Here is a 24,318-nt window from a genome sequence, read left to right as displayed (position 1 = left end):
GCTGCTAACACGTACCTTGGAGAGATTGATGAACGTTTGTAATCCCGCAGTGCGGCTCGGCCTGCTGCCCGCCGGCATTGCGCTGGCGCTGGCGCCGGCCTTTGCTTCCGCCCAGGAAGCGAAGGCCACGACCGACCTGGACCGCATTTCGGTCACCGGCTCGCGCATCCGCCAGGCGAGCATGGAAACCGCGCAGCCCGTGATCGCGCTGCAGCGCGCCGACATCGAGAAGCAGGGCTTCACCAGCGTCGGCGATATCGTGCAGAACCTGTCGGCGACCGGTTCGCCGGCCATCAGCCGTGCCGACGCCCTGACCTCGGGCGAAGAAGTGGGCGGCCAGTACGTCGACCTGCGTGGCCTGGGCCCGGAGCGCACCCTGGTGCTGCTGGACGGCAAGCGCATGGGCGTCAGCACCGGCGGCTACACCGACCTGGCTGCCATCCCGACCTCGGTGGTCGAGCGCATTGAAGTGCTGACCGACGGCGCCTCGGCGATCTACGGCTCCGATGCCATCGCCGGCGTGATCAACATCATCACCCGCAAGAACTTCGACGGCCTGGAAGCCAGCGTCTACGGCGGCCAGTACGGCCAGGGCGACGGCGAGAAGCAGGTCTACAACTTCGTCTACGGCCAGACCGGTGAGCGCGGTTCGATCACCTTCGGTGCCGAGTACAGCAAGGAAGATCCGGTCTGGGCGAAGGATCGTTCCTTCAGCCGCTACCCGAACGGTCGCTTCCACCCGAACCCGACCGATTCGGATGCCAACGGCTGGTCGCCGGCGTCCAACCACGGCGTGCTGATCGACAGCAACGACAACTGGTACACCCGCGCCAACAATGGCACGGGCAACACCATGGCGGACTTCCGCGAGTTCGGCCCGGCTGACTACACCAATGCCAGCCAGGAAATGTGGCTGCAGAACAAGCTGACCCGTCGTTCGGTGTTCGCCAATGGCAACTACGACCTGACCGACAACATCCGCGCCACCGCGAACGTGCTGTACACCAAGCGTACGGCCACCCAGCAGATCGCTGGCTACCCGTACCAGTCCGAGGTCTATGGCACCCCGCTGTCGGCCGACAGCATCTACAACCCGCTGGGCACGGATGCGAACTTCATCCGTCGTACCTCGGAAATGCCGCGCCAGACCGAGTCCGAGCAGGAAACCTTCCGCTTCTCGGCCGGCCTGGAAGGTTCGTTCGAGTTCGGCGACAAGTTCTGGGACTGGGACGTGGGCTACGTCTACAACCAGAACAAGGGCGTCAAGACCGGAACCGGCAACCTGTTCATTCCGAACGTGCAGAATGCGGTCGGCCCGTCCTTCATGGACGGCGACGTTGCCCGTTGCGGCACCCCGGGCCACGTCATCGCCGGCTGCACCCCGTGGAACCCGCTGGCACCGTACGGCTCGACCGGCAACGGCTCGCTGGCCGATCCGGCCCTGCAGGCTTACCTGTTCCTGCCGAGCCACGATACCTACACCAACACCACCAAGGCCTACAGCGCCAACATCGGTGGCTCGCTGTTCTCGCTGCCGGCCGGTGAGCTGGCCATCGCGGCCGGTTACGAGCATCGCGAAGAAAGCGGCGAGTACAACCCGGATGCACTGCTGCAGTCGGGCCTGAGCACCGACCTGGCCGGCAAGCCGACCAAGGGCAGCTACAAGCTCGACGAGTTCTACGTCGAACTGAACGTGCCGGTGCTGGCCGACATGCCGTTCGCCAAGGAGCTGTCGCTCGACATGGCCGGCCGCTACTCGGACTACAACACCTTCGGTGACACCATCAACAGCAAGTTCGGCCTGAAGTGGAAGCCGATCGACGACCTGCTGGTGCGTGCGACCTACTCGACCGGCTTCCGCGCCCCGAGCATTTCCAACATGTACGGTGGCACGTCGCAGACCTTCGACGCCTACACCGATCCGTGCGACAGCAGCTTCGGCTCGGCCGCACGCAACCCGTCGGTTGCCGCAGCCTGCCAGGCGGGCGGCGTTCCGGCCAACTTCCGCCAGATCACCTCCGGCGGTGCGCAGTCGACCGGCCCGGGCACCCAGTCCTACAGCGCCTTCGAGTCGGGTTCCAACCCGGAGCTGAAGCCGGAAACCTCCAAGACCTGGACCGCAGGCCTGGTGTACAGCCCGAACTTCGTGCAGGGCCTGGACGTCAGCCTCGACTGGTGGAAGATCCGCATCAACAACGTGATCGCCGCCGAGTCGGTGACCTCGATCCTCAACCAGTGCTACGTGCTGGGCGTGGCGTCGGCGTGTGAGCGTTTCGAACGCGGCACCGATGGCCGTGCGGTCAACCAGGTGGTCGACGTCACCCGTACCCTGATCAACGGTGGCTACCAGGAAACCGCAGGTTACGACCTGGGCGTCAAGTACCGCCTGCCGGAGTTCTCCTTCGGCAAGTTCGTCATCGACTGGAAGACCACCTACGTCGATTACCTCGAGTACAAGCGTGACAACGAAGCCGAAACCCCGGTCGAGCAGCACACCAGCTGGGCGACCGGCGATTGGGGTGCCAACTTCCGCGTCCGTTCGAACCTCAATGTCGACTGGACCCTGGGCAACCTGGGCGTGAACTGGGGCGTGCGTTACTACTCGGGCATGAAGGAGCCGTGCTCCTACGATACCGAGTGCAACCTGCCTGACTTCAGCTCGGCCTATACCCTGGGCCAGCCGACCCGCAAGGTCGGTTCGAACACCTTCCACGACGTGCAGGTGCGTTACAACCTGCCGTGGCAGGCCACTGTCTCGCTCGGTGCCAACAACGTGTTCAACCACGAGGGCCCGGTCATGTACAGCCAGCCGAACTCGAGCTTCTCCTACTACGGTGGCTTCGATATCGGTCGCTTCTACTACATGAAGTACACCCAGCGCTTCTGATCGATCGAAGCGCGACAGCAGTAAGGGGAGGGCGGGCCGCAAGGCCCGCCCTCTTTATTTGTAGGGGAATTCCGAAACATGTTGGAAGGTGAGCGAAATCACGTTCCTGCCGTGTCGTAATCAACACAGTTGACGGGTCCACTTGCGGACACTTGCACATGGAGAGAGCGATGAAGAGCACGCTGTTGCACAAACTGTCTGCTGCTGCACTGATCTACGCAACATTGGTGGGTGCGGTGTTCGCACAGACCGGTGGCGTCTGTGGGGGCGGGCTGTACTGCGAGGAGCTTCGCCAGGAATGCCTGGCTGCGGGCAAGTCGAAGGTGTTGTGCGATCTGCAATATCGTCACTGTTTGCAGGATGCCTGCGGCGCGCGCTGATGCAGGAAAGGGCGCGCCGTCAGGCGCGCCCCTTGAGTTCGCTGGGATGCAGTGGCGGGTTCAGGCGTCGCTGGGGACCAGCCCCATCAACGCATTGGCATGCTCGCGCCATAGCGGCAGCTTGTTGAGCACGCCCGCGCGCTGCAGGTAGTCCTCGTCCACCGGATCGCCGTTGACCAGGGCCAGTGCCACGTGCACCGCACCGGTCACCCAGAAGCTGCGTGTATTGGCGCGCTGCGGCTGCAGGTGGAAGGCCACTGCTTCAATGATCGGCATCGGCAGGCCCCACAGTCCCAGCAGATAGGCGCCCGCCTCGGCGTGGCCGGGACGCGTATCGCCCGCCAGCGACGGTTCGGAACGTTCATTGCGCACACCGGGCAGCAGCAGGCCGATGTCGGCCAGCAGGGCGGCGGTCGCGCCCAGTTCGGCGCTGGATTCGGGCAGCAGGCGTGCGGCCAGCCGCGAGGCAAGCAGGGCGCGCTGCTGCAGCGAATTGCGTTCGGCGGTCGACAGCGTCGGTGCCGAGAACACTTCGCTGGCCAGTACCAGGTCGCGCAGCGTGGCCAGGCCCAGCCGGGTCACCGCGGTGCGCAGGTCGGAGATGGTGCGGCCCTGGCTGAAGAACGCCGAGTTCGACAACTGCAGTACCTTGGCGGCGATGGCCGGATCGGCGGCGACCAGCTTGGCGACGTCAGCGCTGTCGGCATCGTCGTCGTGCTCCAGCGCCTGGGTCAGGCTCAGGTACAGGTGCGGCGGTGATGGCAGCTTCTCGATGCGGCCGATGGCATCGCGCAGGCGCGGGCTGTCCAGCACCTCGCGCAGCTCCTCCAGGCTGGTCAGCGCCTCCAGCAGCACTTCCGGCGCCAGCGGCAACGGCAGGAAGCGATGGGCAACGCCGATCAGGCGTGCCGGCGGCGGCCGGTTGCCATGCAGGGCATCCACCAGCGCGATGCGGATGGTTTCCGGGCGCAGGGTACGGATCTGGCCCAGCAGCGTGGTGGCATTGAGGTCCGGCAGCTGCGGGCAGACGATCACCGCATCCACGCCCTGCGTAGCCACCGCGGTCATCGCGGTCTGGCCATCGGCGGCGGTCAACGGTTGCCAGTCTTCCCCAAGATCGGCAATGAATTCGGTCAGCTCGGCCGGCAGGCTGGCTGCATCCCCAACAAGCAGAATACGCACGACACATTCCCCTGGCTGTCTCGACGATGGATGTCGACGACGTGTGAAGTGACGCAATTTACCTAATACGACAGCAAGAGTGATGTGCCGTCGTCGTGAAACGTGACCCGCATCGCTCCGGCAGGGCATGCCGGAGCGATCCGGTTCAGGCTCAGGCCTTGCTGTCGAGGTGGCGCTGGTGCGCCTCGATCAGGATCTGCTTGGCCTCGGCGGCGCCGCCCCAGCCGTCGAGCTTGACCCACTTGCCCTTTTCCAGGTCCTTGTAGTGCTCGAAGAAGTGGCCGATGCGCTCCAGCCAGTGGCTGGACACCTGGGCGATGTCTTCAACGTGGGCGTAGCCGCTGAAGATCTTCGAGACCGGCACGGCCAGGATCTTCTCGTCACTGCCCGCCTCGTCGCTCATCTTCAGCACGCCGACCGGACGGCAGCGCACCACCGAGCCCGGCACCAGCGGCAGCGGCAGCACCACCAGCACGTCGGCCGGGTCGCCATCGCCACACAGGGTGCTCGGCACGTAGCCGTAGTTGCACGGGTAGCGCATCGGGGTGGACAGGATGCGGTCGACGAAGATCGCGCCGGTTTCCTTGTCCACTTCGTACTTCACCGGCTCCGAGTCCTTCGGGATCTCGATGATGACGTTGATTTCTTCCGGCGGGTTCTTGCCGGGCGAGACGAGTTCCAGACCCATGGTGTGCTCCAGGTGGGGGTGTAGACGGATAGCTGACCATTTTATGCCTTTGCCGGGCGCTGTGCAGGGGAGGGCAGCCCACGGCACCGCGCGGGGCGTCCCTACGGACCGCCCGGGGTTTGGCTGATGGGGAACCCGGCGCGGGCGGCGCAGGCTGGACCCCCATCTCCGAGGAGCGCCGCCCATGTCCTGGTATGCCCGATTCACCGCCGTTGCGCTGCTGCTGGTGTCCCTGCCGGCGCCTGCCCGGGGCCTGCACGTTGATCTGATCGACCATCCGCGACCGGAGGCCAACTGGGAGCGCGCCTATGGCCTGGAGGCTGCGCTGACGGGAGAGTTCGATGCACGCTGCGCCGATACCTGGTGTGAAGGGCAGTACAGCAATTACCAGGTACTGGAGTTTCGTTGCGCCGTGCTGGCCCATCGCGGCACCGTGCAGCGATGTGCCTGGGTCATTGCTGCCAGCGAGCTGGCGGTACAGGCCGACAGTGGCGAGATTCGCGTCGATAATGGCCGCTGGGTCTGTCCGGTGGAGTTGCATCCGGGGGTGCCGGTTGAGGCGTTCCATGCCGCGCTGGACGCACCGGGTGGCCTGGTGGGGCCCCTGCCCGGGCTCGATCACGGCCTGTTCGACGTGCTGCCCGACTGCATCCGGAATGCGCGGAGGGACGGCTGATGGGCGGGTTCAAGACGCGATGGCTGGCCTGCGGGCTGTTGATGGCGGGGGCCGTGCAGGCCGGTCCGCTCTATGTGGATGCCCGTGACTACCCCGCACCGGGCGCCGGCCACGCGCGTTTCCTCGCCGCCGAGCGTCAGCTGGTGCGCGGCTTTGACGACGTCTGTGGCGATACCTTCTGCGAGGGGGAGTATTACAACCTCAGGGCGATGCGCCTGCGCTGCTCGGTGCAACAGTCCACCGGCGTGGTTGCCGGCTGCATCTGGACCTTTTCGGGAAGCTCGACCTGGGTCCGGCAGACCGGGCAGATCGATGCCGATGTCGGCCGCTATGCCTGCGCGGTGCCCCTGGCTGCAGGAACCCGGCTGGACGAGCTGTTGGAGGTATGGGGCGCTGGATCCGGACATGACGCGCTGCATGCCTTGCTGCCTCGAACCGGTACGAGTGTCTACGACGGGCTGACCGACTGCCTGTGAGAGCCGTCAGGAATGCAAACGTGACTGATTCGCATTAACGGAGTAGCATGCGCGACGCCTTCTTGTCCGTGGTACCGGCTCCGCGCATGTCCTCCAATGCCGCCACCCTCACCGAACTGCTGATCCGCGAGCGGTCAGCGCTGCTGCGCCGCGTCCAACGCATCCTGGGGAGCGACGGCGGCGCCGAGGACGTGATCCAGGCGGTCTGGTTCAAGGCGCGTGGGGTCGACGACAGCCAGGCCATCGACAACCCGCGCGCCTACCTGTACCGGCTGGCCGCCAACCTGGCCACCGACCACGGTCGTGAATCGACCCGCCGCAACCGCCTGCTGGCGGACCACTATCTGTGGGGGCCGGACGAGGTGATCTCGACCGAGGAGCAGGCCATGGCACAGGACGAACTGCAGCGCGTGCTGGATGCGGCGGGCCACCTGCCGGAGCCGACGCGAACGATCTTCCGGCTCAATCGCCTGCAGGGCCTGACCCAGGCCGAGATCGCGCGCCGGCTCGGCGTGTCGGTCACCACCGTCGAGAACCATGTACGCACGGCACTGCAACGCCTGGCCTGGGCGCGCAGCGGTCGATGACCGTCCGATCTTGGGGTTGCGCTTCGCTGGAACGTCTTGATCACTGGACCGTGGATGCGGTCTAGTTCCCCTGCCCGCGCTTGAATGCGCCTGTCCGCCAGCCGATGAGCCCGCCGAACATGCTGCCCGCCGCCAATGACGATGCCCTGGCCGAACAGGCCCGGGGTTGGATCGCGTGGCTGGCGTCGGGCGACGTCGGTGAGGCGCGGATGCACGAGTTCGAGCGCTGGCTGGCCCAGCCGGAGCACCGCCGGGCGTTCGAACACGAGCGCGCGCTGTGGCGCAGCATCGGGCCGCGTCCGCAGGCCAGGCCAGTGCAGCGGCTGCGGCCGCGGCGACTGCGCTGGGCGATGACTGCGGCGGCGGCACTGGCGATGCTGGTGGCCTGGCCGGAAGCCTGGTTGCGCCTGCAGGCCGATCACCGCAGCACGCACGTGGTGCAGGACGTGCAGCTGCCCGATGGCAGCCGCGCGGTGCTGGATGCGGACAGCGCGATTGCCGTGCGCTTCGACGCGCATGCGCGCCAGGTCGAGCTGCTGCGCGGACGCGCCTGGTTCGACGTCACCCCTGATGCAGAGCGGCGTTTCAGCGTGCGTGCGGGCAATGGCGTGGTCGAGGACATCTCGACCGCGTTCACCGTCGCGCGCGGCGATGGCCAGGTGGAAACCCAGGTCGGGCAGGGCAGGGTGCGGGTGGCCAGCCCTGCCGACGGTGGCTGGACCTACCTGCAGGTGGGACAGCGCGCGGTCTACGGTGAGCGCAGCGGTGTGACGCGCCTGGGCGACGTGGCTGCGGACAGCGTCGGAGCCTGGCGCCAGGGTGAACTGCTGCTGGAGCAGGCCAGTGTCGCCGACGCCGTGCAATGGGTGGGACGCTATCGTGCCGGGCCGACCTTCGTGCGCGGTGATCTTTCTCGGCTGCCGGCGGTAAGTGCAGCCTTGCGCATCGATCGCCCGGAACAGGCGCTGGATGCGCTGGCCGCGACGGCCGGTTTGAAGGTCACCCGTCTTCCCTTCGGCGTCGCCATCGTCCAGTAGATCCACGCCATGCGTGGATGCCTTCACCCTCCATCTTCCGCAAATCTCCCTTGGGGTCGTCGCGCTCCCATCCGTCTTACCCCGCGAACGTACCCGCCGCCGCCACGTACGTCGCCGTGTCCGCCTGTGTTGCGGATGACGCCGCGCCTGCGGCACTGATTACCTGACAGGTTCCCCCATGTTCGACTCCCATTGTCCGGGCCGCGTGCTGCGCCCGTCCCGCCTGTGCATCGCATTGCTGGCCGCAGGCCTGGCCAGCGCCGCGCCGTCCGTGCTGGCACAGAGCGCCCACGGCGATCATGCCGCCGTGCAGCGCTTCGACATTCCGGCGCAGCCGCTGGACGAAGCGCTGCGCAGCTACATGCGCCAGTCCGGCATCCAGGTCGTCTATCCGGCCGCGCTGGCCCAGGGCGTGACCTCGCGTGCGGTCAGCGGCAGCCTGTCGGCCAACGACGCGCTGCGGGACCTGCTGCGGGGCAGTGGCCTGGCGGTGCGCCGGGTCAGCGCGGATGCAGTCACGCTGGAAGCAGCGACGCCGGCGCAGGCCGGCGATGGCGTGATCGTCACCGACACGCTGAGCGTGGCCGGCGACCGTGTCGATGCGGGCGCGACCAGCGACGAAGCCCGCCTGCTCGACAGCTATCGCAGCGTCGGCTCCACCACCACGCTCAACCGCACGCATCTGGAGCGCTTCCGCGGTACCTCCAACGGCGACATCGTCAAGGGCGTGGCCGGTGTCACCGCCGGCGACCCGCGCGTCGGCAACGGCTTCGACGTCAACATCCGCGGCATCCAGGGCCAGGGCCGCGTGCCGGTGATCATCGACGGTGGCCAGTCCAGCATCGACACCTACCGCGGCTATGCAGGCCAGTCGCAGCGCACTTACCTGGACCCGGACCTGATCTCCAGCCTGACCATCACCAAGGGCCCCAGCCTGCAGGCCAACGCCTCTGGCGGCATCGGCGGCGTGGTCGAGATGGAAACGCTGAAGATCGGTGACGTGCTGCGCGAAGGCCGCGATTTCGGCGTGCGCGTGCGTGGTGGCCTGGCCAATGCCAGCGCCAACAACCTGCCGGCGTACAGTGCTGCGCCGCGCACCGACCGCAGCGCTACCGGCAACCAGTTCTTCAACGTCGCCGCCGCCGGCCATTGGGATCGCTTCGACCTGGTCGCCGCCTACGCCTACCGCGATACGGGCAACTACTTCTCGGGCAAGCATGGCTACGATGATTTCCCGCAGACCCGGCGCACGCTGGCCCCGCTGAACCCGCCGCGTACCGAGGTGTTCAACACCTCCTCGCGCTCGAAGTCGGCGCTGCTCAAGGGCACCTGGCGCATCGACGACGCGCAGACGCTTGAGGCGGGCTACCGCCGTTACGAAGGCACCGCCGGCGAGATCATGGCCTCGCAGATCATCCGCGTTGATCGTGACCGCATTCCGCAGTGGGATCCGGGCCATGTCGACATGGACAGCTACACCCTGCGCTACCGCTTCAACCCGGACAGCGAGCTGGTCGACCTGCGCGTCAATGCCACGTACACCGATACCGACAGCGTGATGTACAACAGCCTGACCGGCATCACGCCGTGGTATTTCGACCGCCGCACCGAGTGGTATGACGCGCCCAGCTTCAGTGGCGACCCCGGCTACAAGGATGCCTACCGCAATCCGCTGCGGCAAAAGCGCTTCGGCCTGGACGCCAGCAACACCTCGAGGTTCGATACGCACGCGGGTGCGTTCACGCTCGACTACGGCCTGTCCTACAGCGATGAAGACATCGCGCCGGGCAGCTCCGGGCCGGTCATGCACGACGATCTGGTCAACAACCGCTTCCTGCGCAACGCCGAGCGCAAGGAATACAGCGCCGTGGCCTCGCTGAAGTGGCAGCCTGACGAGCATTGGGAGCTGCTGGCCGGTGGCCGCTGGAACCGCGTGGATGTGCATGACCGCAACCGCCTGGCCACGCCCGACGCCTACGAGGTGCAGGGCCAGTACCGCTACACCGAGCTGCTCAACGGCAACCCGGCGCTGCCGTCGTGGCGGGCCAAGCGCATCGCGCTGCTGAACTGGTACCCGGATGCCAACGGCAACTTCACCCAGGAGTCGCTGCTGGCCTCGCCGTACAAGAAGGGCACGGTGGCCGACATCGGTGGCTGGAACTTCTACGACGCGGGCAAGGCGCAGGATCTGGAAGTGCCGGTCAGCTGGAGCTGGTCGCAGCCGATCCGCCGCCGCGACAGCGCGTTCTCGCCGACTGCCAGCGTGGCCTACCGCTTCAGCGAAGACACCATGGTCTACGTGAAGTACGCCGAAGGCACCAAGCTGCCGAGCCTGTTCGAGACCACGCTGGGCCTGTTCACCGCTGCCAAGCCGGTGGGTGAACTGAAGCCGGAGCGTGCGCGCAGCTGGGAAATCGGTGCCAGCACCATCCGCTACGACCTGTTCACCGCCGGCGACCGCCTGGCGCTGAAGCTGGCCTACTTCGATACCCGCATCGACGACCTGATCACCCGCGACTACCGCACGCTGTCGGCCGGCCTGATCCGCAACGTCGACCGGTTCAAGGTGTCGGGCATGGAGTTCCAGTCCAGCTATGACAGCGGCAAGCTGTTCGCCGATCTGTCCGCGCACTACTACTTCAAGGCCAAGACCTGTGCGCCGGACATTGCCGCCGAGCGCCGCGCCTATGGCGAGCAGCGCAAGAACGCTGAGCTGGCCGGCACGCCGGACTGCGTCGATGGCGGCTTCGAGGGCTCGTACACCAACACGCAGAATCCGCCGCGCTACATGGTCAACCTGACCCTGGGTTCGCGCCTGTTCGACGAGCGCCTGACCTTCGGCACCCGCGTGGTGCACAACGCCGGCCCGATCAGCAAGCTGGACAAGGAATGGAACGTCGGCCTGTCGGCGATCCAGCAGCTGTACCGGCCGACCACCCTGGTCGACCTGTTCGCCAGCTGGAGCTTCAACGACCAGCTGTCGGTGGAGGCGGGCGTGGACAACCTGACCGACCGCTACTATCTGGACCCGCTTGCCCTGGGCGTGATGCCGGCCCCGGGCCGCACCGCGCGCCTGGCGTTGACCTGGAAGTACTGATCGACTGCGCAGTGCGCCTTCGGTGGGTGCGGACCCTGGTCCGCACCGCTCCTGCGCTGTAACGGGCAGCGCCGGGCCATGCCCGGCGCTGCCCATCGCGTGCTTACAGACCGGTCGCAGCCTTCACCGCATCTTCGTGCAGCGATTCGTTCAGCTCATCCACCACCGTGCTCCATGCCGCATCGGCCTGCAGCGACTCGGACAGGAACTGGCGCTGGGCGTCGTTCCAGTACGGCGCCTCGACCACTTCCACATCGGTGGCCAGCTGGTGCTCGCGGATGAAGCGGGCGATGCCCTCGGCGCTGGCCTCCAGGCCGAGCTGCAGGAACAGGTTGGTCATGCGCGGTTCGGTGGTGATCATCATCGGTTCCTGCGGGAAGAAGGGATGGTCCATTATCGGTGTACACGGCCTTGGGGAAAGCCCCGCGGCGAACGTCTACAGCACGACGACCCCCTTGGCATCCCCCATGAACGCACACATCGCCCCTGAAGACAGCCGCAGCCTGCGGCTCAAGGCCGCCACCCGCGACAGCCACGGCGCGCTGGACAAGCGCATCATGGCCGGCGACATCTTCGCCGACCGCAGCAACTTCGCCCGCTTCCTGCGCGTGCAGTACCGTTTCCACCGCAGCATCGACGCGCTGTATGCCAATCCTGCGCTGGACGCACTGCTGCCGGACCTCGGCGAGCGCCGTCGCCTGAAGCAGGTGTCACGCGACCTGCAGGACCTGGAGCAGACCCTGCCGGGTGCGGACATCGCCGCACTGCCGGCCGACCTGCCGCTGCCGGCGGCGTTGGGCTGGCTGTATGTTGCCGAAGGCTCCAATCTCGGCGGTACCATCCTGTACAAGATGGCCGCCAAGCTGGGCCTGGATCGCGACTTCGGTGCCCGCCACCTGGCCGCGCACCCGGATGGTGCCGCCCGCCATTGGCGTGAGTTCACCGCTGCACTGGACGCGGTGCCATTGAGCGCCGAGCAGGAACAACAGGTGATCGATGCAGCCGACGCCGCGTTCCGCAGCGTGCATGGCCACGTCGAAGTGGAATTCGCCTGATGTACGCCTGCCGCCTGCGGGCAAAGCGCTGATGCGCTGGCTCTGGTTCGCGCTGGGTTGGGTGATGGTCGGCCTCGGGGTGATCGGCGCGCTGCTGCCGGTGATGCCGACCACCATCTTCCTGATCCTGGCGGTGGGCTGCTTCGCGCGCAGCTCGCCGAAGTTCGAGCAGCGCCTGCTGGCGCATCCGCGCTATGGCCCGTCGCTGCGGCTGTGGCGCGAGCAGGGCGCGGTCTCGCGCAAGGGCAAGGCCTTTGCCAGCGCCGGCATGGCGGTGGGCTTCGCGCTGTTCTGCTGGGGGGCGCACCCGTCGTGGCGCCTGCTGCTGGGCGTGGGCCTGTTCTTCGCAGTCAGCGCCGGCTACGTGCTCAGCCGCCCGGCCCCACGCCTGGAGCCCACGCCTCTGGTGGAAGTGGACGATGCCAACGACCCGCGCACGGCCCGCCGCCGTGCCGCGACCCCCGATGCTGATGGAAACCGAGACGATGCTTCCTGCTGACATGGCCCCCGTGGCTGCCCCTGCACTGACGCCCTGGGGCATGTACCTGGCCGCCGACGTGGTGGTGAAGGGCGTGATGATCGCGCTTGCGCTGGCATCGCTGGCTACCTGGACCGTGCTGTTGGCCAAGGGCTGGGAGCTGGCCCGGCAGGCCCGCCAGCTGCGTGCGGCGCGCGCGCTGTTGCTGCAGGCGCCGACTCTGCCAGCCGAAAGTGTGGAGGCCAGCGCACAGCAGGGCACCGCGCTGGCCATGCTGGAGGCTGCACGCACCGAACTGCGTCTGTCGCAGGATCTGGACAGCCGCGACGGCATCAAGGAACGCGTCGCGTCGCGCCTGGACCGCATTGAACTGGAGACCGCGCGCCTGCAGCGACGGGGCATCGGCGTGCTGGCCAGCATCGGTGCAGTGGCGCCGTTCGTGGGCCTGTTCGGCACGGTGTGGGGCATCATGAACAGTTTCATCGGCATCGCCCACAGCAACACCACCAACCTGGCGGTGGTCGCACCGGGTATCGCCGAGGCACTGTTGGCCACCGCGCTCGGACTGGTCGCAGCGATTCCCGCGGTGCTGGTCTACAACCATTTCAGCCGCGTGCTGGCCGGCCTGCGCGGCCTGCTCGGCGATCTGTCCGCGGCCGTGCAGCAGCTGGTCTCGCGCGATCTTGATCGTGCCGTGCCGCGTGCCGCAGCGACACCGCTGCGCGCGGTGCACTGAGGCGCGGCGATGGCGATCAGGACCGCATCCGACCGCGACGACGCGCCGGAAGAAGCGCACGAGATCAACGTTACGCCCTTCATCGACGTGATGCTGGTGCTGCTGATCATCTTCATGGTGGCCGCGCCGCTGGCTACCGTGTCGGTGCCGGTACAGCTGCCGGCCAGCAGCGCCAGTGCCACGCCGCCGGAACAGGCGCCGGTATATGTGACCGTGCAGGCCGACCTGTCGCTGCGCGTGGGCGAACAACCGGTGGCGCGCGATGAGCTGGCGGCTGCACTGAAGGCCGCCACCCACGACGACAGCGGACAACGCATCTTCCTGCGTGCCGATACCCGTGTGCCTTATGGCGAACTGATGGCGACCTTGGACGCGCTGCGCGCTGCCGGATACCTGAAGGTGGCACTGGTGGGGCTGGAGCAGGGCGCACGATGAGCGGACTGCGGCGCTGGGCGACCAGCCTGGCGATCGTGCTGCTGGTGCACGCGCTGCTGATCGGCGCGGCCTGCTGGTGGGCGGCGCGCGCGCCGGCGCTGGCCGCCGCCGCCCCGCCTGCGGCGCTGATGCTGGAACTGGCGCCGATGGCGCAGGCGCCGCCGGTGCCGCCGCGCGAGGTAGCTACTGGGCCGCTGCAGCAGCAACAGCAGCGGCAGGCGCCGAAGCCGGCCGTGCGCGAGCAGCCGAACGCCCCGGTGCAGCCGCAGGGCGACCTGCCTCCACCCAAAGCACCGGAACCCACGCCCTCGCCGGAGACCGCCGATGCCAATGTCGCGCAGACCAGCGCACCGCCGCAGGTGGCTGCTGACGCCGCCGCGCGCTATACCGCACCGCAGACCACCGCCGGTGGGCGCAGTCGCGCGGAGGCGACCTGGGAAGGACGCCTGCTCGGGCACCTGCAGAAGCACCGCCGCTATCCACGCCAGGCCGAGCGGCTGCGCCAGCAGGGCGTGGTCTATGTGCGTTTCGCGGTCGCCCGCGATGGCGCGGTGTCGGGCCTGAAGCTGGGCCGCAGCAGCGGCTTCGAGCTGCTCGACCAGGAGACGCTGGACACCGTGCAGCGGGCCAGCCCGGTACCGGCGCCGCCGGCCGAAGTGGCCGGCGACCCGGTGCAAGTGATGGTGCCGGTGTCGTTCTTCCTGCGCGGCAGGTGACCGGCCGTTGCTTGAGGAAGCGGTCGGAGCCGTAGAGTCGAGCTTGCTCGACTGCTCTTGCGGTGCGGGCCAGAAGCAGTCGAGCAAGCTCGACTCTACGGGTTTGCGCATGGCATGGATTACAGCAGCGGCACCAGCAGCAGCGCCACGATGTTGATGATCTTGATCAGCGGGTTGATCGCCGGGCCGGCGGTGTCCTTGTAGGGATCGCCGACGGTATCGCCGGTCACCGCGGCCTTGTGCGCCTCGCTGCCCTTGCCACCGAAGTGGCCATCCTCGATGTACTTCTTGGCGTTGTCCCATGCGCCGCCGCCGGTGGTCATCGAGATGGCCACGAACAGGCCGGTCACGATCGTGCCGATCAGCAGCCCGCCCAGTGCCCGCGGCCCCAGCAGCAGGCCGACCACCACCGGTACCGCCACCGGCAGCAGTGAAGGCACGATCATTTCGCGGATGGCCGAGCGGGTCAGCATGTCCACCGCCCGGTCGTACTGCGGCTTGCCGGTGCCCTGCATGATGCCGGGGATCTCGCGGAACTGGCGGCGTACTTCCTCCACCACTGCACCGGCGGCACGGCCGACCGCTTCCATCGCCATCGCACCAAACAGGTAGGGGATCAGGCCACCGATCAGCAGGCCGATGATCACCGTGTGGTCGCTGAGGTCGAAGCGGAACTCCTGCCCGGGGTTGGCGGCCTGCAGGTTGTGGGTGTAGTCGGCGAACAGCACCAGTGCGGCCAAGGCTGCCGAACCGATGGCGTAGCCCTTGGTCACTGCCTTGGTGGTATTGCCCACCGCATCCAGCGGATCGGTGATGTCGCGGATCTCCGAAGGCAGCTCGGCCATCTCGGCGATGCCACCTGCGTTATCGGTGATCGGGCCGTAGGCATCCAGGGCGACGATCATGCCGGCCATCGACAGCATCGCCGTAGCCGCGATGGCGATGCCGTACAGTCCGCCCAGCGCGAACGCGCCCCAGATCGCCGCGCATACCGCCACCACCGGCAGTGCGGTGGATTTCATCGAGATGCCGAGGCCGGCGATGATGTTGGTGCCATGGCCGGTGGTCGAGGCCTGTGCCACGTGCTGCACCGGCTTGTACTGGGTGCCGGTGTAGTACTCGGTGATCCACACGATCAGGCCGGTCAGTACAAGGCCGATCAGCGCGCAGCCGTACAGCGCCATCGGGCCGTGCACGTTGTCGCCCATCAGCCCGGTGGTGATCGGGTAGAACGCGATCGCGGCCAGCACGCCGGACACGATCACGCCCTTGTACAGCGCGCCCATGATCGAGCCGCCGGGCTTCACCTTGACGAACAGCGCACCGATGATCGAGGCGATGATCGACACGCCGCCCAGCACCAGCGGATACAGCACCGCGTTGGCGCCCGCCTCGGCCAGCATCAGGCTGCCCAGCAGCATGGTGGCGATGACGGTCACCGCATAGGTCTCGAACAGGTCGGCGGCCATGCCGGCGCAGTCGCCGACGTTGTCACCGACGTTGTCGGCGATCACCGCCGGGTTGCGCGGGTCGTCCTCGGGAATGCCGGCTTCCACCTTGCCGACCAGATCGGCACCGACGTCGGCGCCCTTGGTGAAGATGCCGCCGCCCAGGCGCGCGAAGATCGAGATCAGCGACGAGCCGAAGGCCAGCCCGACCAGGGCATGCAGTGCCTGCTCCATCGGCAGGCCCATGCGCAGCAGCAGCGCGTAGTAGCCGGCCACGCCCAGCAGGCCCAGCCCGACCACCAGCATGCCGGTGATCGCCCCGCCGCGGAAGGCAACGTCCATCGCTGCGCTGATGCCGTGGCGTGCGGCTTCGGCAGTGCGCACGTTGGCGCGTACCGACACGTTCATGCCGATGTAGCCCGCTGCGCCGGACAGGACCGCGCCCACGGCGAATCCAATGGCGGTGTACCAGCTGAGGAAGATGCCGACCAGCACGAACAGCACCACGCCGGCGATGCCGATGGTCAGGTACTGGCGGTTGAGGTAGGCACGTGCGCCTTCCTGGATCGCGCTGGCGATCGCGATCATGCGTTCATTGCCGGTGGGTTGGCGCAGGATCCAGCGCGCCGAGACGATTCCGAACAGGATCGCGAGAATGGCGCAGCCCAGCGCCAGTGACAGCCCGTGACGTTCCAGCATTAGACCCCTCCGCAAAATGGATGGACAAGCATCCAGTGGCGATGAACGCACCACGAGGGGGACGACGGGCTGCAGCCTGGAACCAACCCGTACCGACCTTGGTGGTCGTCCGACGTATGGCGGTGTTCAGCATTCCCTGGTGCCCGCAGTATGCGTTCGACGCACCGTAGAGTCGAGCTTGCTCGACTGTCCCCTGGCGCAAAGCGCGATCACGCCCTTTGCACCCCGTTAAGCCATGCTCTGCAAGCCTGCGCACAGTCCCGAAGGAGATCCCCCCATGCGCCTGTCCCTGTTGATGCTTGCCGCCCTGGTGGCTGCCGCCCCGGCATTCGCTGCTGAAACCCCGGAGCTGCAGCGTGCGGTGGGTGCCCCGCAGGCGGTGGGCGCAGCGCATACACTGCGCCAGATCCCCGAGGCCTGCGCGCGGTTGGAGGGTATGTTCACCGGCGATGCGGCAGCGCCGTACCGCTTCTCCGCCGTGCGTACCAGCGAGCAGTGCCAGCCACGCGCGCGCTTCGTCGACTATGCCAAGGCACAGCCGAGTGCCGACAAGGGCTGGAAGCTCAACGATGTGATCCGCGTGCCCAGCGCCGCGTGCCCGGCGCAGCAGGCGGTGGTGCGGGTGTGGCGCCTGCCGTCGAGCAACAAGGTCGAGCTGGATGGACAGGGCCAGTCGCGCATCTACCTGGAAGAGGCGAAGAAGCAGGCCGCGGCCGGCCAGATTCCGCAGGTGACGATGTTCGCCGCGCAGCTGCAGATGGAAGGCAAGGCCTGCAATTGAGGCCGTCCGGCAGCGCGAATCCGACCATGGCGTCGCGTGAGGTCGTGCCGGCCGCTGGCCGGCAACCGGACAATCAATCCGCCGGCGTCGCTCCGCGTGCCAGCAGCAGTTCGCGCAGCGCCTTGCGGTGGCAGTGCGCCTCATCTTCGCAGTAGCACCCCACGCTGATGTCGCTGTGCTGCGACAGCGCGGCCAGCAGGTCCAGCGCGTGGTCGGCATCGGGTGCCTTCATCTCGGCCTTGTAGTGGCGGAAGAACGCATTCCAGTCGGCCGCGGTTTTCGCCTCGTGCGCCTGCTTCACCAGCTCCGCACTGGGTGACAGGGTCGGGAACCAGACGTCGTACCAGTCCTGGCGGGCGAACTCGCTGCGCGGCACGCCGCGCGGCGGACGCCGCACCGTGCCGATGCGCAGTCCCTCGCCGGGTACGCGTGGCGTACCGAGTCGAACTACTCGCAGTGCCATGGCACACCTCCAAAAAAAGGGGACGGAGGGGATCAAGTCGCAACCGCCCCAACGCTGATGGGGGAGTGATGACGGAGGGGCGGTTACGACTTGATCCCCTCCGTCCCCTTTTTCGGTTCAGCCCTCGAAGGTCGGCAGCTTCTGCTTCACGGCCACGTTCTTCAGGGTGACGTACTTCGGCAGGCCGTCGGGGCCGTAGGGCAGTGGTGCTTCGCCCTTGATCAGCGGTGACAGGTAGGCGCGCGCCTTGGCGGTGATGCCGAAGCCATCGCGGCGGATGAAACCGGCCGGCATCTTCTTCTCGTGGTTGGCGATCTTCGACAGCGGCGCGGCTTCGATCTTCCAGCGGTACGGCGCGTCGCTGCTGCGCACGATCACCGGCATCACGCCGTTCTGGCCCTTCAGCGCCAACTGCACCGCAGCCTTGCCCACCGCCTGCGCCTGCTCCCAGTCGGTCTTGCTGGCCAGGTGCCGGGCCGAGCGCTGCAGGTAGTCCGGCAGGGCCCAGTGCACCTTCAGGCCCAGCTGGTCCTTGACCCGTCCGGCCAGGTGCGCGGCCACGCCGCCCAGCTGCGAATGCCCGAACGAGTCCTTGCCGCCACCGGCATCGGCGACGAAGCGGCCATCGGCGGTGGCGATGCCCTCCGAGGCCACCACCACGCAGTAGCCGACGCGCTCGACCACCGCCTGCACCTTGGCCAGGAACACCGCCTCGTCATAGGCGCGTTCGGGCAGCAGGATGATGTGCGGGGCTTGGTCATCGCCGTTGCCGGCCAGGCCCGCCGCCGCCGCCAGCCAACCGGCGTGGCGACCCATCGCTTCGTAGATGAAGACGCGGGTGGAGGTCTCAGCCATCGCCGCCACGTCCAGCGCGGCCTCGCGCACCGACACCGCGGTGTACTTGGCGGCCGAGCCGAAGCCCGGGCAGGTATCGGTAACCGCCAGGTCGTTGTCGATGGTCTTGGGCACGCCGATGCAGGTCAGGTCGTAGCCCGACGCCTTGGCCAGCTGCGAGACCTTCAGCGCGGTATCGGCCGAGTCGTTGCCGCCGTTGTAGAGGAACCAGCGCACGTCGTGGGCGCGCAGCACCTCCAGCAGGCGGTCGTAACGTGCACGGTCAGCGTCCAGTGATTTCAGCTTGACCCGGCACGAACCGAACGCGCCGCCCGGGGTATGGGCGAGGGCGCGGATGGCCGCGGCGCTCTCCTTGCTGGTGTCGATCAGCTCTTCGCGCAGGGCGCCGAGGATGCCGTTGCGGGCGGCCAGGACCTTGATGCCCTTGGCCCGGGCCTGCTCGATCACCGCTGCGGCCGTGGCGTTGATGACCGCGGTGACGCCACCGGACTGGGCGTAGAGAAGAGTACCGTTGCGCATGCTTCTACCTGCTCGGGGGAGGGGACATTGCAGGGACATTACCCGGATGCGGTAAAGTGGCGCTATTGCGGTGCAGCGATACCGGTCCGTCCGGGACGCGAACCTTCTTTGTTTTCAACACGTTGGAGTCAGGTCAATGCGATTGGTTCTGTTGGGACCGCCCGGTTCGGGCAAGGGGACACAGGCGACGCGCCTGAAGGAAAAGCTGGGGATCGCCCACATTTCGACCGGTGACATGCTGCGCGCGGAAATCGCCGCCGGCACGGAGCTGGGCAAGCAGGCCAAGACGGTGATGGATGCCGGCAACCTGGTGTCGGACGACATCCTGCTGGGCATGCTGGAATCGCGCCTGACCCAGGCCGATGTCGCCAAGGGCTTCATCCTGGATGGCTACCCGCGCAATGTGGCCCAGGCCAATGCGATGGACGGCCTGCTGGCCAAGATCGGCCAGCCGCTGGACGCGGTGGTGCAGCTGGACGTGGCCACCGAGCTGCTGGTCGAGCGCATTGCCGGTCGTGCCAAGGAGCAGGGCCGCGCCGATGACACGCCCGAAGCGGTGCGCCAGCGCCTGCAGGTCTACAACGAGCAGACCGCCCCGGTGGTCGACTTCTACGCCGGCCGTGGCACCCTGGCCCGCGTCGACGGCGTCGGTGAGCTGGACGAGATCGAAGCGCGCATCCTGGCGGCGATCAAGGCCTGATCCGGCTGGGCCGGCACACGGTTCCGGCCCTTAGGCGCAAAAAAACACAGGCCTGGTCCGCGAGGATCAGGCCTGTGTCGTTTGATAGGCGCCAGCAGAGGGCTTGCTCAGGGCCCCGCAGCATGAGCTCCCTTGGGGATGGCCTCTTGGGGAGTAGGACCGGTTCGGGTACTGCGGCTGGCAGTTCGAATTGTGTCCGGGTTCACAGAACATCGCTATCGGGAATTCCCTGACAGAAGATTGGAGTTTTCTCACATCCTGTGTAGGACTTGTCTTACCCAGGCGCGGACATTGGCCCTATACAGCCGTCATCAGTCACAATCCTCGGTCATGAGCAGCGTACATATCCTTGCAATCGCCGGCACCTTCATGGGCGGCGTGGCCGCCCTGGCGCGGGAACTGGGCCATCCGGTCAGCGGCAGCGACCAGGCCATCTATCCGCCGATGTCCACCCAGCTGGAACAGCTGGGCATCACCCTGGACCAGGGCTACCGCGCCGACAGCGTGCCGGCCGGCACCGATGAGGTGGTGATCGGCAACGCGTTGTCGCGGGGCAACGCGGCCGTGGAGGCCGTGCTTGACGCTGGCCAGCGCTACATTTCCGGCGCGCAATGGCTGTCCGAACGGGTGCTGCCAGGGCGTGACACACTGGCCGTGGCCGGTACCCATGGCAAGACCACCACCACCACCATCCTCACCTGGCTGCTGGAAAGCGCCGGGCGTTCGCCGGGCTTCCTGATCGGCGGCGTGGCCGAGGATTTCGGCGTCTCCGCCCGGCTCGGCCAGGGCCGCGAGTTCGTGGTCGAGGCCGACGAGTACGACACCGCATTCTTCGACAAGCGCAGCAAGTTCGTGCACTACCGGCCGCTGGTGGCCATCCTCAACAACCTTGAATACGACCACGCCGACATCTTCCCGGACGTGGCGGCGATCCAGCGCCAGTTCCACCATCTGGTGCGTACGGTGCCGGCACGTGGTCGGCTGATCGTCAACGGCGAAGACAAGTACCTGGCCGAAGTGCTGGCGATGGGCTGCTGGACTCCGGTCGAGCGCTTTGGCTTCGACCCGTCGCTGGAATGGCATGCCGAGCTGCTGGCTGCCGATGGCAGCGCGTTCCGCGTGCATCATCGCGGCCAGGCGCTGGGTGATGTGCAGTGGTCGCTGCTGGGCCGCCACAATGTGCTCAACGGCCTGGCCGCGCTGGCCGCCGCGCATGCGGTGGGCGTGGCACCGGCCGACGTCATTCCGGCGCTGGCGCGGTTCCGCAGCGTCAAGCGCCGCATGGAAGTGATCGGCAGCGTTGATGGCATCACCGTCTACGACGACTTCGCCCATCACCCGACGGCGATCGCCACCACGCTGGAAGGCCTGCGTGCCAAGGTCGGCGATGCACGCATCGTGGTCGCGATGGAGCCGCGCAGCAACTCGATGCGGCTGGGCGCACATGCGCAGGCGCTGGCGCCGTCGCTGGCGCTGGCCGATGAAGTGGTGTTCCTGCACCGCCCGGAACTGGCCTGGGACGCTGCCGCGGTGATCGCCGCGGTGCGTGGCCAGGCGCATGCGGTACCCGATACCGATGCACTGCTGGCACAGCTGCAGTCCCATGCACGCAGTGGTGACCATGTGGTGTTCATGTCCAACGGTGGCTTCGACGGCGCACCGCGCCGCTTCCTCGCCGCCCTGCAGGCCCGATGAGCGCCGACGGTTCGCTGCCGCTGTTCCCGTTGCACAGCACGCTGGTGCCGGGTGCAGCGGTGGGCCTGCGCGTGTTCGAGCGACGCTATCTGGATCTGGTTCGCGACAGCGGCCGCAGTGGCGAGGGCTTTGGCGTCTGCCTGATCCTCGACGGCCAGGAAGTGGGCGCACCGGCGACACCGGCGGCGTATGGCGTGCAGGTGCGCATCGAAGATTTCGATGTCGGCGCCGATGGCGTGCTGCAGCTGCGCCTGCGTGGCACCCGCCGCTTCCATGTCGAGCGCACGCGGGTCCGTGACAACGGCTTGGTTGTGGCCGACGTGAGTTGGTGCGAGGAAGATCCCGACGACGAACTGCGGCCACAGCATGCGCTGCTGGCCACGGTGCTCGGGCACATCATCGAACAGGCGGGCGAGGCGTATGCGCCGGCCAACCCGGCGTTGCTGGATCAGGCAAGCTGGGTCGGCTGGCGGTTGGCCGAACTGCTGCCACTGAGCGAGCAGCAGCGCCTGCAGCTGCTGCAGCTGGACGACCCGCACCAGCGCCTGCAGCAGTTGCTGGGCTGGATGCCGTAGCCGGCAAACGCCAACCAAGGTTGGCCACTACCAGGGCGCGGCGTAACCGGTAGATGCCAACCTTGGTTGGCAGCCTTTACCCGAAGCGCCAACCAAGGTTGGCGACTACCAGAGCAGAACCGCCTCCGTCAGCGCGCGGTGGTCTTCAACCGCAGTACCGGCAACCCGGTCTCGCTGTGCACGTCCTCGCGCTGCGGCAGGCCCTGCACAGCCTCCTTCACCGCGTTCATGGCCGGGTCGACGCCGCGCAGCGGATGCCACATGCCGATCCATTCGAAGTGGCGCTCGTAGCGCAGGGTCTGCGCGCTGCCCAGCCATAGTGGCGTATCGCCGGGCTGCAGCTGGGCCGGAGCCGGCCACAGGCGCAGCACATAGCGCTCATCCGGCTTCGCACCCTGGCGCACCATCAGCAGTGCTTCCACGCGCGTTTCCAGCGTTGCCGGCAACACCGGCAGCTGGTCGGCGCCGGTGTTCTTGTCCAGCATCAGCAGGGCTTCCTGCCAGCCGGCCTGTTCCTGACGCTTCCAGCCGCGGGCTTCCAGCTGCGCCTGCAGCGGCGCCAGCGGGCCGGCCACCTGCACGTCCAGCGGCCAGCGTTGGTCATCATCGAACTCGTTGCGGCGCGCCGGCAGCGTCGACCAGTCGTGCTGCCACCACGCCTGCATGTCCATCGCCTGCGGCGCCGGCAGGGTCGGTTCAAAGCGCTCCAGCTTCACCGGGATGTGGCGCGGCGCGTACCACATCGCCGCCAGGGCGAAGACGCCGTAGAACAGCCACGCCACCGGCTTCACCCAGAACGAGCGGTTGAAGCGGCGGCGGTAGGCGATGCCCAGCACCAGCAGCCAGAATGTGCCGAACAGCATGCCGCCGATCACATCGCTCAGCCAGTGTGCGCCCAGGTACAGGCGCGAGAAGCCGATCAGGCTGACCACGATGCCCGACACCAGATACGGCCAGACGCGGGTGCGGCCCGGCATCTCGCGCGCGATCAGCACCGCGAAGAAGCCGAAGGTGATGGTGGCCATGGTCACCGACACCGACGGGAAGCCGAAGCCACTGCTGGCATCGACCGGGCGCACCACATCCACGGTGGCGCCGAGCAGCATGGTCAGCGCCAGGCCGAAGGCCAGTGCGGCCAGCCAGTGCGCGGCGGCCATCCAGCGTCGGCGCCAGATCAGGTAGCCCATCGCCGCCGCGGTGGCCGGCAGCAGTACCTGCCAGGCCCCCAGCGACGCCAGCGCTGCCATCGGGTAGTCGGCCAGCGGGTTGCGCAGCGCCAGCATGGCCTGGTGCACCAGCAGGTCGATCGCCAGCGGTTCGCCATGCGCGACCACCACGGTCAGCAGCGCGAACCAGCCCCAGCCCAGCACCAGCAGCATCAGCGCCAGCATCGCCAGCGGCACCGATTCACGGCGTTTCGGGTCGAGCACGCCGACGGTATAGCGGCCCAGCGTCGGGTGGCGGTTGGACCAGTCCAGCAGGCGCGCCAGCCAGTTGTCCATGCGTGCGGCCGACCAGCGGTAGCCGTACAGCACGATGGCCCAGACCAGGCCGAGGATCACCATCAGCAGGCCGACCACCACCACCAGGCGCCCGGCCACGGCGGCCACCGCGTCGTACGCTTCGCCCAGAACCCAGCCCGGGGCCAGGAACAGCACCGCCCAGGAAATGCTGGCGATGCCGCTGGCCTGCATATAGCGGCTGGCAGGCATCTTCATCATGCCGGCAATGGCAGGCACGAACGGGCGGATCGCACCGACGTAGCGTGCGATCAGGATGCTCTTGAACGCATTGCGGCGGAACAGGTTCTCGCCGCGGTCGAGCAGCTGCGGATAGCGGCTGAACGGCCAGACGCCGCGCAGGCGGTCGCCCCAGCGACGGCCGATCCAGTAGCTGATGCCATCACCGGCGAACGCACCCAGTGCCGCCGCCGCAACCGCGTACGGCCCGGAGATCTGGCCCAGGCCGATGAACACGCCCACCGCGAACAGCAGCGGCAGGGCCGGCACGATGGCGCCGAGAATGATGACCGCATCGCAGAAGGCGATGAGGAAGATAACAGCTCCCGCCAGCACGGGGTGAGCGGCAATCCACGCGAGGGTGGCGTCGATCCATGAAGAGTCCATTGCCCGATTATAGGGGCGTGAAGGTGA

General features: G+C 67.5%; 23 protein-coding genes. 16 read left to right on the top strand and 7 right to left on the bottom strand.

Features of this window, described 5'->3' with window-relative positions; translation table 11 throughout:
* Window positions 1-28 precede the first annotated feature (28 nt).
* On the top strand, window positions 29-2,887 hold the full coding sequence (locus AC5P7U_RS15855; RefSeq protein ID WP_312564163.1) for a TonB-dependent receptor: 2,859 nt from the start codon (window positions 29-31) through the stop codon (window positions 2,885-2,887).
* Window positions 2,888-3,057: 170 nt separating this feature from the next.
* A complete protein-coding gene (locus AC5P7U_RS15850; protein ID WP_478431145.1) occupies window positions 3,058-3,267 on the top strand; it encodes a hypothetical protein in 210 nt (69 codons plus the stop codon).
* Window positions 3,268-3,327: 60 nt separating this feature from the next.
* Here AC5P7U_RS15850 and AC5P7U_RS15845 read toward each other — a convergent pair whose 3' ends face one another.
* Both AC5P7U_RS15845 and ppa read right to left on the bottom strand, forming a co-directional pair.
* The gene (locus AC5P7U_RS15845) at window positions 3,328-4,449 is read right to left on the bottom strand and encodes an HDOD domain-containing protein (RefSeq protein ID WP_006467784.1); all 1,122 of its coding nucleotides are present in this window, start codon (window positions 4,447-4,449) and stop codon (window positions 3,328-3,330) included.
* Window positions 4,450-4,600: 151 nt separating this feature from the next.
* Window positions 4,601-5,137, bottom strand: coding sequence for an inorganic diphosphatase (gene ppa / locus AC5P7U_RS15840; RefSeq protein ID WP_005410935.1), 537 nt, complete (start codon window positions 5,135-5,137; stop codon window positions 4,601-4,603).
* Between the two features lie 184 nt (window positions 5,138-5,321).
* On the opposite strand from ppa, the gene AC5P7U_RS15835 reads away from it, so the two are divergent.
* The 5 genes from AC5P7U_RS15835 (at window position 5,322) to AC5P7U_RS15815 (ending at window position 11,010) form a co-directional block, all read left to right on the top strand.
* Window positions 5,322-5,813: a hypothetical protein gene (locus tag AC5P7U_RS15835; RefSeq protein WP_197563794.1), complete on the top strand. Its 492-nt coding sequence runs from the start codon at window positions 5,322-5,324 to the stop codon at window positions 5,811-5,813.
* Window positions 5,813-6,289 carry a hypothetical protein gene (locus AC5P7U_RS15830; RefSeq protein ID WP_006467729.1) on the top strand — a complete coding sequence of 159 codons (477 nt, stop codon included), beginning with the start codon at window positions 5,813-5,815 and terminating at the stop codon, window positions 6,287-6,289. Before AC5P7U_RS15835 ends, AC5P7U_RS15830 begins: the two co-directional genes overlap by 1 nt.
* 86 nt (window positions 6,290-6,375) lie before the next feature.
* On the top strand, window positions 6,376-6,876 hold the full coding sequence (locus AC5P7U_RS15825; protein ID WP_197563809.1) for an RNA polymerase sigma factor: 501 nt from the start codon (window positions 6,376-6,378) through the stop codon (window positions 6,874-6,876).
* Window positions 6,877-6,980: 104 nt separating this feature from the next.
* Window positions 6,981-7,913: a FecR domain-containing protein gene (locus AC5P7U_RS15820; protein WP_197563795.1), complete on the top strand. Its 933-nt coding sequence runs from the start codon at window positions 6,981-6,983 to the stop codon at window positions 7,911-7,913.
* A 178-nt stretch (window positions 7,914-8,091) separates the two neighbouring features.
* Window positions 8,092-11,010, top strand: a complete 2,919-nt coding sequence (locus AC5P7U_RS15815; protein WP_495221248.1) for a TonB-dependent receptor — start codon at window positions 8,092-8,094, stop codon at window positions 11,008-11,010.
* Between the two features lie 103 nt (window positions 11,011-11,113).
* Here AC5P7U_RS15815 and AC5P7U_RS15810 read toward each other — a convergent pair whose 3' ends face one another.
* Window positions 11,114-11,371, bottom strand: a complete 258-nt coding sequence (locus AC5P7U_RS15810) for a DUF2789 domain-containing protein (protein WP_197563797.1) — start codon at window positions 11,369-11,371, stop codon at window positions 11,114-11,116.
* A gap of 106 nt (window positions 11,372-11,477) precedes the next feature.
* Here AC5P7U_RS15810 and AC5P7U_RS15805 point away from each other — a divergent pair, with 106 nt between their 5' ends.
* The 5 genes from AC5P7U_RS15805 to AC5P7U_RS15785 are packed head-to-tail and all read left to right on the top strand — an operon-like array spanning window position 11,478 to window position 14,430.
* Entirely contained in the window at window positions 11,478-12,065 is a 588-nt protein-coding gene (locus tag AC5P7U_RS15805) for a biliverdin-producing heme oxygenase (RefSeq protein WP_008267425.1), read from the top strand.
* 31 nt (window positions 12,066-12,096) lie between these two features.
* Window positions 12,097-12,564, top strand: a complete 468-nt coding sequence (locus AC5P7U_RS15800) for a YbaN family protein (RefSeq protein WP_197563810.1) — start codon at window positions 12,097-12,099, stop codon at window positions 12,562-12,564.
* Window positions 12,551-13,279, top strand: a complete 729-nt coding sequence (exbB, locus tag AC5P7U_RS15795) for a tonB-system energizer ExbB (protein WP_197563798.1) — start codon at window positions 12,551-12,553, stop codon at window positions 13,277-13,279. Before AC5P7U_RS15800 ends, exbB begins: the two co-directional genes overlap by 14 nt.
* Window positions 13,280-13,288: 9 nt before the next feature.
* Window positions 13,289-13,714 carry a TonB system transport protein ExbD gene (exbD, locus tag AC5P7U_RS15790; RefSeq protein ID WP_006467578.1) on the top strand — a complete coding sequence of 142 codons (426 nt, stop codon included), beginning with the start codon at window positions 13,289-13,291 and terminating at the stop codon, window positions 13,712-13,714.
* Complete coding sequence (locus AC5P7U_RS15785) at window positions 13,711-14,430, top strand: energy transducer TonB (protein WP_197563799.1); 720 nt, start codon at window positions 13,711-13,713, stop codon at window positions 14,428-14,430. The genes exbD and AC5P7U_RS15785 overlap by 4 nt, the downstream gene beginning before the upstream one ends.
* 119 nt (window positions 14,431-14,549) lie before the next feature.
* On the opposite strand, the gene AC5P7U_RS15780 is transcribed toward AC5P7U_RS15785, so the two are convergent.
* Complete coding sequence (locus tag AC5P7U_RS15780; protein WP_197563800.1) at window positions 14,550-16,577, bottom strand: sodium-translocating pyrophosphatase; 2,028 nt, start codon at window positions 16,575-16,577, stop codon at window positions 14,550-14,552.
* A gap of 277 nt (window positions 16,578-16,854) precedes the next feature.
* Between AC5P7U_RS15780 and AC5P7U_RS15775 the strand changes: the two genes are divergently transcribed.
* A complete protein-coding gene (locus AC5P7U_RS15775) occupies window positions 16,855-17,358 on the top strand; it encodes a hypothetical protein (protein ID WP_006467520.1) in 504 nt (167 codons plus the stop codon).
* A gap of 73 nt (window positions 17,359-17,431) precedes the next feature.
* On the opposite strand, the gene AC5P7U_RS15770 is transcribed toward AC5P7U_RS15775, so the two are convergent.
* Window positions 17,432-17,821: a DUF488 domain-containing protein gene (locus tag AC5P7U_RS15770; protein ID WP_006467518.1), complete on the bottom strand. Its 390-nt coding sequence runs from the start codon at window positions 17,819-17,821 to the stop codon at window positions 17,432-17,434.
* 117 nt (window positions 17,822-17,938) lie between these two features.
* A complete protein-coding gene (locus AC5P7U_RS15765) occupies window positions 17,939-19,195 on the bottom strand; it encodes a 6-phosphofructokinase (RefSeq protein ID WP_197563801.1) in 1,257 nt (418 codons plus the stop codon).
* A gap of 136 nt (window positions 19,196-19,331) precedes the next feature.
* Between AC5P7U_RS15765 and AC5P7U_RS15760 the strand changes: the two genes are divergently transcribed.
* From AC5P7U_RS15760 to AC5P7U_RS15750, 3 genes are all read left to right on the top strand, one after another.
* Complete coding sequence (locus AC5P7U_RS15760; protein WP_006467393.1) at window positions 19,332-19,895, top strand: adenylate kinase; 564 nt, start codon at window positions 19,332-19,334, stop codon at window positions 19,893-19,895.
* 330 nt (window positions 19,896-20,225) lie between these two features.
* The gene (mpl, locus tag AC5P7U_RS15755) at window positions 20,226-21,590 is read left to right on the top strand and encodes a UDP-N-acetylmuramate:L-alanyl-gamma-D-glutamyl-meso-diaminopimelate ligase (protein WP_053450712.1); all 1,365 of its coding nucleotides are present in this window, start codon (window positions 20,226-20,228) and stop codon (window positions 21,588-21,590) included.
* Window positions 21,587-22,165 carry an LON peptidase substrate-binding domain-containing protein gene (locus tag AC5P7U_RS15750; protein WP_006467388.1) on the top strand — a complete coding sequence of 193 codons (579 nt, stop codon included), beginning with the start codon at window positions 21,587-21,589 and terminating at the stop codon, window positions 22,163-22,165. Before mpl ends, AC5P7U_RS15750 begins: the two co-directional genes overlap by 4 nt.
* A 128-nt stretch (window positions 22,166-22,293) precedes the next feature.
* Here the strand turns inward: AC5P7U_RS15750 and AC5P7U_RS15745 are convergent, their stop codons facing one another.
* The gene (locus tag AC5P7U_RS15745) at window positions 22,294-24,291 is read right to left on the bottom strand and encodes a VTT domain-containing protein (RefSeq protein ID WP_197563802.1); all 1,998 of its coding nucleotides are present in this window, start codon (window positions 24,289-24,291) and stop codon (window positions 22,294-22,296) included.
* Between the last annotated feature and the right edge of the window lie 27 nt (window positions 24,292-24,318).

This window comes from Stenotrophomonas sp. YJH_SMC_57 (assembly GCF_059369755.1).
Note: the sequence above shows the minus strand (reverse complement) of the source record. Positions and strands in the feature narration are given on the sequence as shown.